Source organism: Chryseobacterium defluvii, from assembly GCF_003634775.1.
Lineage (GTDB): Bacteria > Bacteroidota > Bacteroidia > Flavobacteriales > Weeksellaceae > Chryseobacterium > Chryseobacterium defluvii.
Map to the genome: position 1 here is coordinate 1 of NZ_RBXB01000003.1, position 12,592 is coordinate 12,592.

Consider the following 12,592-nt stretch of genomic DNA (forward strand, 5'->3'; position numbering starts at 1 on the left):
ATTATAAAAGTATTTCATTAATTTTCCGCTTACCTAAAAGCTCTCCTGCGCTACCTACTATCTCTCGTTTTCAGTGGGGCAAAGATACTATCTTACATCAACACAAAACAAATTTATTTAACATAAATTTCATAATAGTGGAAAAGTATATCATTTAAAATACTGATATAAAATCAGTTAAATATGAACTTGTAGTTTTCCACAACAACAGGAAAGGAAGAAAAAATTAAAAATAGCGCTTGAGTAATGCTTTGTATATAAAATATCCTATTAGACAACCTATGGTATCCGCTATTATATCTAAGGTCTCCATAGATCTTCCTAGTTTCATTTCTTCTTGCAGGATTTCTGTAAGGAAAGCATATATAAGGATGATCTGAAGAAAGTAAATAAATTTTATTTTAGGGAAGGCTGAAATGAAAGAAAATCCAAGCATGGCAAATATGGATACATGCAGGAATTTGTCAATTCCATCGAACATAAACCAATATTCATGGTTTTCTTCTCCCGGCTTAAGAAGCATATAAGTAAGAAATGCCCAATAAATGGGCAAGATCTTACTAAATATTTTTGAAATTTTATCCAATGATAGCTTGGTATTCTTCGGCTGAAAGCAATTCAGAATGATCTGCACCTTCAGTAATTTCCAATTTGATGATCCATCCGTTTCCATAAGGATCAGTATTTAATAATTCCGGTTGGTCTTCCAAGTCTGAATTAAATTCAATTACTTTTCCTGAAATAGGTAAGAATAAGTCTGAAACAGTTTTTACTGCCTCTACACTTCCGAAAACGTCTCCTCCGTTTAACTCGTCGTCTACAGTATCTACATCTACATATACGATGTCCCCAAGTTCTCCCTGAGCAAAATCTGTAATTCCGATAGTAGCTGTATTACCTTCGATCTTAATCCATTCGTGATCTTTAGTGTACTTTAATTCTGATGGTGTATTCATTTTTCTATTTTTATATTGTACAAATTTATTCAAAATTCTATAAGGTTCAAATATTAGTATAAAAAATGTCCCTCTATTTTTAAGGGACATTTAATTTATACTGATTATTTTAGAATCCTCCTGAATCGCCAAATGTAAATGTAGCTGAAATTCCGGCTCTGATTGTGGAAAGCGGGAACGCTGTTGAGATTTTATATTTGGAGGTCATTTGCTCATAGAACACTCTTAGATTAAGGTTTTCTGAAACATTATAATCTGCAGACAGTTTAATGTTTAATAACTTCTGTCCACCAGTTACCTGGGAATCATCAAGCAAAATATTGGTAATACTCGTTTTGCTGTCTCTTAAAGAGAAGTCTCCTCTGATATTAAGATCACTTCCTTTGGCTTTGCCTCTTCCCCTTACATTCGTCATACCTAATCTAAAGTTTCGAATGATATATCCTACTCTTACTACATATTCGGTATTGGCATCTTCTGTAAGGGTATGGTTTACCAATCCTAATAACAGCATTCTGTTTCTGTTGTACTGCAATCCGAACTGCATATTGTTTCTCATTGTAACATCTATCCCGACAAGTGGTGAGAACGATTCTACATATCCTACCTGAGAGAATGTAAACGGATTGAAGAAATCGCCATTAACGTCCAGTGTATTTCCTGTGTTCAGACTATTGAAATAATCAATACTTGACTGGATTCCTGTAGCCGTATACGTCGCATTATAGGCATGCAAGATATCGAATTTAGAAAACTGCCCGTTGACAATCGGGATATTTCTAAGTCCTGAATAGGTAATTCTCCAGTTCGGTATAGGCAGTCCTGCTTTTTTGGCATCTCCGATCTGTTTTGGAGATTTCCCTTCTACCGCGGCTCTGAATGCCGGAATCAATACATACGCATTGGCAATACTATGTCCTTCGGTAAATCCATCGGCTCCAAGTGTTCCTCCCAGTTGTTGCGATATGACTTTGGCATTTTCTCTGATAGCCTGATAAATTGCCTGTCCTTCTTTAAATGAAGTTTTAAGAAGTACTACCGAGTTAGAATATGTTATCTGGTCATTCGCAAAAGCAAAATTATGATCTGCGGTATTCAGGTTTTGGATATTATTAAATCCTGATTGCGAGAAGTTCCTGTTATAATTATGTAAAGCATTAATATCAATCCTAAAATCATTAATCGGAACGACCTGTAAATTAGCTCTCAGCTCTTTGGTTGACATCCGGACGTAAGGATCTGTCATGAGATCATTGGTACTCACCCATCCTCTTTCAATAAGTGTTCTTCTTATATCTGCCTGTGAACCTAAAAGGAATCCGGCTGTAGGACCGCCTAACGTTTGTCCGTAACCATACCAGTTAGGAGCAGAAAGCAATCCAGGGATTACAGTACCGTTGTTTTCAGAGTAATTAATATCCAACTGCTTGAATGAAGTCATGAAGAATGCTATGCTCTGAAGCGGTGTCAATCTATTTTTAAACTTGTATTTTTTGTATTTATACCTGTTCTTTTCCCAGGCCTGAGTATATACATTATTCAGAGAGTCGATTTCCTGTTTACGTTTCTGCAGCTTGGTAGAAATATTTTTGAAATATTTAAACTGGCCGAAGAACTTAGGAATATCTGCCGTAGCCGTAGCCTGAATAACATTGGTATTTTGTCCAATAGATCCTAAACTTCCTTCCGGGCTTGAAAGCAACGCCGTAGATCTTGCATTCCAATTATAGGTAAGCCCATACTGCAATTCTGCATCAATGAAATCCATATATGGAAGGTACTGGAACGGTAATTTATAGGTCAATTGTACTCTATGATTATATAGCACCGGTCTTCCTGCTCTGAAAACATTTCCGAAGATAGAATTGTTATCCATTGTATTTACATTCACATTATCATTAAGCGTTCTCATCGTGGAATTGATGTCCAGCTTTAATGATTTTGTAAAATTGAAGCCAACCCCATACTGCCATCCAAAATAGAAGTTCCTGTTTTTGATCGCTGCGAAATCTTCTCCAAAGTTTCCATTTAAGATAGCATCAATATTTCTAAATTCAAGCTCATTGTAGTTTCTGTCAATTTCCGTTCTGAAAGATAGTCTTGTCGGAATCGGATTGATATTGAATTCTTTGATCCATCTCAGATATTTGGTAGATTTGGCCGTATCGCTGATCATTTTATTGAAAGGCTTAATTACCCAAGGTTTGAAAGTATAATTATAATCTATATACCCTCTCAGATACTGTCTGTAATTTCTTTTCGTATAAATATCTCTATAGAAATCATCATTATAAACCGCAGTCACCGAAACGTTTTCTATATCATAGAATTTAGGCTTCCTATTTTGGTTCATTCTTTCCTTGTGCATGTTCACCACTCCAATACTTCTTTGCTGGGTATAGGTTCTGGCCACTTTTTTAAGTTCTTCCCTGTTAGCCGCTTTTTTGAACTCAACATCCGTATCCAAAGGATTATATTTCGGATCTTCGATGGTTTGTGAGTAAGAATAGTTCAATGGAATTTTCACACCACTCTTTTCAGGAAGTAACTTATCCACATTGATCGCTGTATTAATACTGAATGCAGACTGTGTAGACTGATTTCTTTCCGCAGGTTTAGAATCTATATTTCCGAAACCTACGGAGGTATAAGATGCATTGGTATTCACTGTTGCAAAATCACCAAGGTTGAAGTTCAAGCTTGCATTTCCTGCATATCCGCCATCGTTTTCAATTTCCGAAAGACGGATTTCATTGATCCAAAGTACCCTGTCTATTGTTCCTCCGAATCTGCCTTCTGCATTTCTTACCCCCACCATAATGGTTGTAATATTTCCAAGACTCGGACGTCCCTTGATATAGATCTTTTTAAAGGTATCTCCTCCTTCAAAAACAGGATCTAACACTCTTTCGATAATATCATTCGGAGAATTCTTATCTCTTCTGATCTTAGCATCCACAAAGTTCTGAATGTCAAAATCCACTTCGTTTTCAAACGGCCAGATTTCCATAGGTGCCGTTGCGGTTCTCGGAGTAAGTTTCAATGAAGCTTCATATTCATAATAGTTGTCTGTAGCATCGCTACCGAAACGGATAAAGAATTTTGTTTTCTCATCAATCTTACCAATATTCAAATCTCTGTTTTCTGGATCCTGAGCATGTACAAAAAGTTTTAATTTTTTATATCTTCTCATATCCAATGAAGTATTTTTGAATACCCCTCTTGCTTCATTGGTTGCTAAAGAAGTTGCCTTTAAATATAATGATGCTTCGTTCTGTCTTTGTGCTCCTGCATTTCCACTAAGAACCTGTCTGTCGATTCCAGGAGGAAGTACATAAGGTGGCTGGTTTAAAGCATTTTCTTCAATATTTACACTTCCGATCTCAAAATTATTTGGTAGAACATCTGTACTCCCTTCATCTGTAGCAGGGTCAGGTATAGTGGTTCCAAGTTGATATTTTGCAATATTCTTCGGATATCTTCTCCAGTCTGATCTTACCAAATCCATAGTCCCGAATCTCAGTGTAGAAGTTTGTTCAAATCCTGCTAACATTAACCTCGCAAATCTTACATTATTCAATACTTCCGCACTATGATCTCCTTCAGCTCCGGCTTCATTATATTTTGAAACAGGGATTCTGAATAAATACCATTTTACCTGAGAAGTATTTCCGTTCTGGAACTGTGCCTGAACCGTTTTGATATCAACAATATTGTTGTCACCCAGCACTAAGCTTGCAGGATCCAGCTTTACTACATATTCGTTATAGTTTTCACTTTGATCCAGGTTGTAATCTTTATTGATATCTTCTGCATCCGGAGTCTGTGAAGAAACTTCAAGAGAATTGCTCTGAGAATTACCTTCAGGATTTCTGAAGTATTTGTATCTCTGAATAACAGAAGATGCCTGGCTGCCGGTAAATTTATCCGACATATAAAATACGAAATCATCTACAGCAGGGTCAGCAATATTGGTAACCGGGTTTACAAAGGTATTTCCGAACCTCATCGCTTCCTGGTCAGAGCTTAACCCGTCATATCCAAGATCCTGATTGGTTCTTTCCTGTCCTTCACTTGAGAAAGCATAAAGAATAGGCGGTTGTTTTGGTTGTACTCCCCAGTTTGAGTTGGTAGTAGATGATTGTAATGAAGGAGTAGGAAGTCCGTTTTCATATTGCATCAAACCGTCTTTCAATATGTCTTCAGAAACGTTTCCTAGTTGTAACAATAATCTTGGGCTCGATCCTAAAGTTCCTCCATCAGCATAAGGGTCCATTAACCAGAATTCAACATATTCAATATTGGAGTTGATAAAGTTGGATACGCTGATTGGTCTCATGATACCTCCCCATCTTTGTAAAGGTGTTTCTGAACCGGGGTTAACATTATATGGTCCTTTCTCCTGGGGGAAATAGGAAATATCAAATGTATTGGTGAATGTTTGTTCACCGGCAACAAAATCTCTGTTGTTATAAATTTCAGAGTATTGTACTCTTCTTGAAGCGTGGTTGGAGACTGACTGAGGGGTAATTCCGGCAGGGGCTTTCCCTCCCACTCCCCAGAATCTCGGGTCAATATTATACCATGATAATAGTCCTCTTCCGTAACCACTCGTGGTATCATCATTTGGTGGCAGCCCGTTAAAAGGAGCTAGTGAATTTTTCTCAGGTCTGGATGCAAGGCTCCAGGCGGCTGGTTCTTTTAACGATATTTTAGAAGTTGTTTGTTCGAAGTCATCAATATAAGACTGATCATTGGTTCCTTTGTTAAGTCCAGGCAATAAATAAGCAGCTTCCATTTTGAAGTTCACATTGGACGGTGCTTCAGTATTTATCAGTGGGATTTTATCTGTAAGCCTTGTCAGGAAGGGAGCTTGATTATTATACATCAAATTAATCCCGGCCATTGTATTATTTACAGCTTCCTGTCCGTAATTTACTTTCTGGGTAAGCGGTGATTCGGAATAATTGACAACTGTACCCCCCAAAATGAAGTTCTCGCTGAATCTTCTTTCGAGATTTAATCCTAAGAATCTTTTTCTCTGAGTATTAAATGTTAATTGGTTTTCTAATGAGATATTAATGGCTTGTCCGGATTGTTTTACCTGTTCATTAATGATGGTCACTGTTCCAAGCATATAATCCACAGTATAATCAACTCCTTCTGTTAACTGTACTCCATTGGCGGTAACTTTTACAGATCCTTGCGGAACGTTTACAGCACCAAGGGAGATTCCTTGTCCTTGTGTTCCTTTATATCGTCCTTCCATTGTATAACGCTGCGCCAAGTTATTGGAAGAGGCTACCTGTTTTTGTTGTGAATAAAGATCACTGAACACATATTGGGGATTACTACTTCCTAAAACACTTGCCATGTAACTACCGAAAGGCTGAACTTTAGTAAAGATGATTTTTCCGGTTTCCGGCCTGATGGTAATTCCGTTAACAAAGTCAAAAATACCATCTCCCATTGTACCGCCATTATTTTGCAAGTCGCCATTCAAATTCAGACGGTCCCAATTTAAAAGCTTCAATAAATTGGTGTCCTGAACAGAAGTATTCGGGAGATAGTTTACTTTACCTCCTGTTTGTGCATCTCTGTAGAATACATTAAGGATAAAGCCATCCTGATTTACCTGACCGGCATCCAAAGGATAGATATTCTTCATCATCAATTGCCACATCGGCGAGGTAATCTTAGTCGTATTATTCGCTTTTAGCACTTTAGTAACCAGAACAGGGCTTTCCTCCGAGAATTCCCCTACTTTATAAACCTGGTTAGTTCCGTTCACCGTATATGAGTAGGAAACTGCCAAAAGCTGGTTATCGTTCAGCTTCTGGTTCAAGGAAATGTATCCTAACTGAGGCTGAAGGGTATATTCGTTGGCATTTAATCTTCTTGCTTTTTTATTGAAAATAAATTGTTCTCCGTTATCATAGGTTTCGGGTGTTCCTGAAGCATTTGGGAAAGATTGCCCCTGTAACACGTTGGCATAGTTTACCCCTGCATCTCTAGGGGTTCCCATTGTTGTGGAAATACTTGAATAGAGACCGTTTTGTGAGTTATCCGGAAGCCCTGAAGTTCCGTCTCCCAAATCTCTGATCCCGACAATACTTTTCTGATATGCCAAATTACTGTTTCCCTGGTCCAAAACCCAAACTTCCAAACGGGTAATGTTGATTTTGGAATTGATCTGAGGATAGTTCAATAAAGCATTATCATAACTATTTAAGAAATAATGTCCTAAGAAGTAGTGTTGGTTATCTTCATAATCAATCGCATTGATTTTAAAGTTATTCATTACCCCACCTCCCTGAACAACAATATTACGGGCTTCACCCTGTTGTTGTGAAAGTACTAATGTTCCGTATGTTTTTCCTAATTGAAATTCTGTCTTAACCCCGAATAAGGATTGCGAACCACGGATTAAGCTGGTTGAAAGCGGCATGTTTACGTTACCAAATTCAATTCTTTTAATGATCTTATCTTCGCCGCCTGCTCCGGGAGAATTGATATCTCCAAGTCCTTTAGTCTGCAGGTCTTTCCAGCTTCCTTTTGCCTGCCATACAAGGTTCATCCTGTTTTCGAAGGCAAAACCACTTTGGGTATCATAATTGGCTTTAAGCTGTAGGTTTTCTCCTACTTTTCCTAATAAACCCAACTGAATTCTCTGGTCTATATCAAACGTAAAACTCTTCCTGTTCTGAGGAAGAATTAACGGGTTATCTATTTTCTGGTACAATCCGGCAAAGTCAAATGAGGCATATCCTGAAGGAATAATTTCAATTTTATTGCTCCCGAATATGGTTTCGAAAAGTTTGTTACGAATCGTTAATGAAGGAAGCAATCCTTTTTTCTGGGCATCGCTCTTATCTTTTCTGAAAAGAAGACTATACCTGTCTGATTTTTCTTTGTAATAAGCCCTAGCCTGGTTCGCCAGCATGAATTCTTTATATTCTTCAGGAGACATTGCCGTAGGAGGACCTGTGATGGTATTACCGATCTTGGGATACACATAGTACATTCCTGTTTTGATATCATAATAGGCTTCATACTGTGTGGGATCAGCCAACTGATAATCTTTTTTTATAATCGCCGTGTCACGTACCTGCTGCGCAAAAGCGCTTACTGACATACATAAGAACGACAGGAACAAAAATATTTTGAGGTACTTATTATTTGCCACCAAATGTTAAATGTTTTTTAAAATTTGTTTTACCAACTCTTCAACAGAAATATCAGGATTTTGCTTGATTATACGATCTGCAATCTTTTCGCTCATTCTTTTCGGAATCCCCAAAACTTCTAATGCAGATAACGCCTCATCCTTAATTTTATTATTTACAAATGTAGAAATATTTTCCTCCGGATTGCTGAATTTTTGGACTTTATCCTTCAAATCCACTATTATTCTTTCCGCAGTTTTGGCTCCTATTCCTTTGGCTTTTTGAATCAGCGCACTATTACCGGAAAGTATGGCGGAAGCAATCTCATCAAGGCTTAAAGTGGATAATAGAATAAGCGCAGAAACAGCGCCTACGCCGTTAACGCTTATTAACAGATTGAACATTTCTTTTTCTGAACGAGTGTTAAACCCGAAAAGCAAATGGGCATCCTCACGGATAATTTGCTGGATAAAAAGAAAAGTTTCTTTATTTAAAACGAGTTTCTGAGATGTCATCAGACTGATTCCTACGTAGTAACCAACTCCATTGACGTTGATTACAGCATAGGTAGGCGTAAGTTCCTGAACAATACCTTGTAGTGAAAATATCATATTAATTTTTAAAACCACCCAAATATAGTAATTTAAACTAATTAATATTTTCATTTCACACAGGAATGATTTTTAACTTAATTTCTAATGTGATTTTCAAGGATTTCCTATAAAACAAAAAGACTCCAAAATTTGGAGTCTTTTTGTTTTATATTCTGAGTTATCTTATTTTTTTTCTCTTCTCTGAGCGTCGAGAACGGCAATGGTAGCCAGGTTCACGATCTCATCAACACTAGAACGCATCTGCAATACGTGTACAGGTTGTTTCAGCCCCATCAAGATAGGTCCTATCACTTGAGCCACTTTCATTCCCCTGATAATTTTGTAGGATAAATTAGCACTTTCCAGGTTCGGGAAGATGAATGTATTGGCAGGAGTTGTTTCCAGTTTTGAGAAAGGATAATCACTCAAATGGTCTGCATTCATAGCAAAATCCGGCTGAATTTCACCATCCACAACCATTTTAGGGTATTTTTCATGAAGGATGCTTACTGCTTTGGCTACTTTTTTGGAAGTCTCCGAAATGGCAGCAAAATTCTCAAAGCCAAGCATCGCAATTCTTGGCTCGATTGCGAAAGATTTAACGGTAAATTCCGCCATTTTAGCAATATTTACCAAATCTTCTGCACTTGGATTATGATTGATGGAGGTATCTGCGAAGAAAATCGGTTTTTTCTCAGACAGGATCATCATCATAGCTGCAACCTTATCCACTCCTTTATCTTTTTCAATAATTTCTAAAACAGGTCGCAATACGGAAGTATAATTTTTTGAGAAACCAACGATTAATCCATCCGTATCTCCATGCTTCAGCATTAAGGGCCCGAAATAATCCCTTTGACGGACATATCTTTTGGCTTTGTACTCATTCATTCCTTTTCTCTGACGAAGTTTCCAAAGGGTTTCCCTGTATTTTTTCCTGTTTTCTTCTTGGTCATCATCATTAGGATCAATAATCGGAACATTCAGACTGATTCCGAAACGTTCCATCTGTTCTTTGATGTATTTTTTCTCTCCTAAAAGAATTGGATGGGCAATTCCTTCTTCATATAGAATTTGAGCTGCTTTCAATACATTGTATTCTTCTGCATTTCCCAAGGTAATTCTCTTCGGATTGGATTTCGCACGGCTTTGCATCATTCTTACCAGCTTCTCATCTCTTCCCATTCTGTCTAAAAGATGATTTTCGTATTCTGCAAAATCTTCAATTGTTTTTCTTGCAATACCACTATCAATAGCTGCTTTTGCAACGGCACTTGAAACTTTGGTGATTAATCTGTTATCAAACGGTTTTGGGATGAAATATTCTCTTCCGAACTGTAAATTCTGAACATTATATGCCAAAATCACCGCTTCAGGAACCGGTTCTTTTGCCAGATCAGCGATCGCATGAACTGCCGCCAGTTTCATTTCTTCATTAATTCCTTTTGCCTGAACATCCAATGCGCCACGGAAGATATACGGGAATCCTAATACATTATTTACCTGGTTAGGATAATCGCTTCTTCCTGTTGCCATGATCACATCAGGACGTGTTGCAATAGCAAGGTCATAAGCAATTTCCGGATCAGGATTCGCCAATGCAAAAACAATCGGATTTTCATTCATGCTGTTCAGCATTTCCGGCGTCATTACATTTCCTTTGGATAATCCTACGAAAACATCCGATCCCTTTACGGCATCTTCTAATGTTTCAATATCGGTATTGGCAACGAAATCCAGCTTTTCGGGGGTAAGATTTTCTCTTTTATGATTGATCACACCTTTGCTGTCGCACATCAGGACATTTTCTTTTTTAAGGCCTAATGCCACATAAAGTTTAGTACATGCAATGGCGGCGGCTCCTGCTCCATTGACTACCATTTTCACTTCATCAATTTTTTTGTTGGCGATCTGCAATGAATTGATTAATGCTGCAGCCGAAATAATAGCTGTTCCATGCTGATCATCATGCATCAAAGGAATATCCAGCTCCTCTTTTAATCTTTGCTCGATGTAAAACGCTTCCGGTGCTTTTATATCCTCAAGGTTAATCCCTCCAAAAGTCGGAGCAATTCCTTTTACAATGTCAATAAATTTATCCGGATCTTTTTCATCAATTTCAATATCAAAAACATTGATATCTGCAAAGATCTTAAATAAAAGACCTTTTCCTTCCATGACCGGCTTTGAAGCTTCTGCTCCGATGTCACCCAATCCAAGAACTGCTGTACCATTTGAAATTACAGCCACCAGATTTCCTTTTCCGGTGTAATCATAAACCGTTTCGGGCTTTTCATGAATTTCCATACACGGAACAGCCACTCCCGGAGAATATGCCAATGACAAATCTCTTTGGGAAGAGTGTGGTTTGGAAGGAATGACTTCTATTTTTCCTTTGGGTTCGGTTTTATGGTAATCTAACGCGGCCTGATTGAAATTCTTTTCGTCGCGGTGAGTTTTACTTGACATAAATTTTGTTTTTTATTAAAGGATATATTTAATATGGTAGTTGACTAAGCTCTCTATAGGTTTCTGTACAACATGCCCCACATTTAAATTAAGTTCTGCAGCAGCAGAACGCAGTATATTTTCGTAATAGTATGCGATGGAACCAATAAAATTGATTTCAGCGTCTTTTGATTCTTCATAAGGCAGGACCTGGTAGTCGAAGAAATTCATCATTTCATCAAAAACCATTTGTTTAAAGTAAGGATGTTCTTTTCTTTCTACCACAAATTTATTGAAATCTGCCAAATAAGCATTCGGTCTGGTGGTATGATACATGTTTTTTAAAGCCTCATCAATGGTTAACTGATAAGTATCTTCGAATTCCCGGTGAAGATCTTCAGGAAGTTTTTGCATAAAGTATCTGCGTACCAATTGTTTTCCAATGGCACTTCCGCTTCCTTCATCTCCCATAAGGAACCCTAATGAAGGTAGTTTTATTTTTAATTTTTGTCCGTCAAAATAGCAAGAATTAGAACCTGTTCCCATAATGCAGACAATAGCCGGTTTCCCGTTATAAGCTGCATATGCTGCTGCCATAAGGTCTTCTTTCACGGTTATGGACGCATTTCCGAATACTTTACTCAATTCTTCTTCTATGGTTTCACAGTTTTTCTGAATACCACATCCGGAGCCGTAAAAGAAAATTCTGGTAATGGAGTTTTTAACCGTAGCTAAACTATTATTCTTTTCTATTTCGGGAACTATAAGTTCTTTGTTGATAAAATTGGGATTAAAACCTATGGTTTCCGTTTTTAAAAAAACTTTTTTGAAATCATCCAATATTACCCAATCTGTCTTGGTAGAACCACTATCAACAATAGCAACCATATTTTACATTTTAATTTAAGGATGCTAAATTATGAATTTATCTTGAAAAAGAGCTTAACAAACCCTTTGGAAGCGACATCATTGTTTTATATCAGTTTTTTCTTTGTTGAATTGTATCAGCCAGTCTTCTATTTCGTCTTCAAGATAGGAGGTCTGAAGAATCATGGCATTAATAAAATCATCGGGAACAGGTTCTCCCTTAGAATTTTCAAGGTTCCAAAGTTCATTGGACATATTTTCATACTCTGAATATACTCGTTTGAACCGGGTATTTTCTCTTTCCAGAGCTTCAATATTTTTTTGTTGGAGCTGGAATTTTCTGTATTTGTTTTGACGTTTCATACAAATAGTAATATAAAAGGGTTACAAAAAAGGTTTTGGTAGTACGTTCAAACACGCATTACAAGATAGAAAAAACCATCAACACAAATAGTTGAAAATGAATTTATTATCAGGTATATTTTACATCATTCTGAAAACTAAATTTAGAAATATTTTTGAATCTGAAAAAATATTTAACAACTTTTTTTACTGTTTAACA

7 protein-coding genes are annotated in these 12,592 nt (G+C 37.2%); all 7 read right to left on the reverse strand.

Annotation, left to right across the window (positions count from 1 at the left end; genetic code table 11):
* Positions 1 to 226: 226 nt before the first annotated feature.
* Positions 227 to 553 carry a VanZ family protein gene (locus BCF58_RS11920; protein ID WP_170149018.1) on the reverse strand — a complete coding sequence of 109 codons (327 nt, stop codon included), beginning with the start codon at positions 551 to 553 and terminating at the stop codon, positions 227 to 229.
* A 25-nt stretch (positions 554 to 578) separates the two neighbouring features.
* Complete coding sequence (gcvH, locus tag BCF58_RS11925) at positions 579 to 956, reverse strand: glycine cleavage system protein GcvH (protein WP_121462065.1); 378 nt, start codon at positions 954 to 956, stop codon at positions 579 to 581.
* A gap of 109 nt (positions 957 to 1,065) precedes the next feature.
* The gene (gene sov / locus BCF58_RS11930) at positions 1,066 to 8,091 is read right to left on the reverse strand and encodes a T9SS outer membrane translocon Sov/SprA (protein ID WP_121462066.1); all 7,026 of its coding nucleotides are present in this window, start codon (positions 8,089 to 8,091) and stop codon (positions 1,066 to 1,068) included.
* Positions 8,092 to 8,148: 57 nt separating this feature from the next.
* On the reverse strand, positions 8,149 to 8,733 hold the full coding sequence (gene ruvA, locus BCF58_RS11935; RefSeq protein ID WP_121462067.1) for a Holliday junction branch migration protein RuvA: 585 nt from the start codon (positions 8,731 to 8,733) through the stop codon (positions 8,149 to 8,151).
* Positions 8,734 to 8,898: 165 nt separating this feature from the next.
* A complete protein-coding gene (locus BCF58_RS11940) occupies positions 8,899 to 11,184 on the reverse strand; it encodes an NADP-dependent malic enzyme (RefSeq protein ID WP_121462068.1) in 2,286 nt (761 codons plus the stop codon).
* Positions 11,185 to 11,199: 15 nt separating this feature from the next.
* Positions 11,200 to 12,051, reverse strand: coding sequence for a BadF/BadG/BcrA/BcrD ATPase family protein (locus BCF58_RS11945; RefSeq protein WP_121462069.1), 852 nt, complete (start codon positions 12,049 to 12,051; stop codon positions 11,200 to 11,202).
* A 78-nt stretch (positions 12,052 to 12,129) separates the two neighbouring features.
* The gene (locus tag BCF58_RS11950) at positions 12,130 to 12,393 is read right to left on the reverse strand and encodes a hypothetical protein (protein WP_121462070.1); all 264 of its coding nucleotides are present in this window, start codon (positions 12,391 to 12,393) and stop codon (positions 12,130 to 12,132) included.
* Between the last annotated feature and the right edge of the window lie 199 nt (positions 12,394 to 12,592).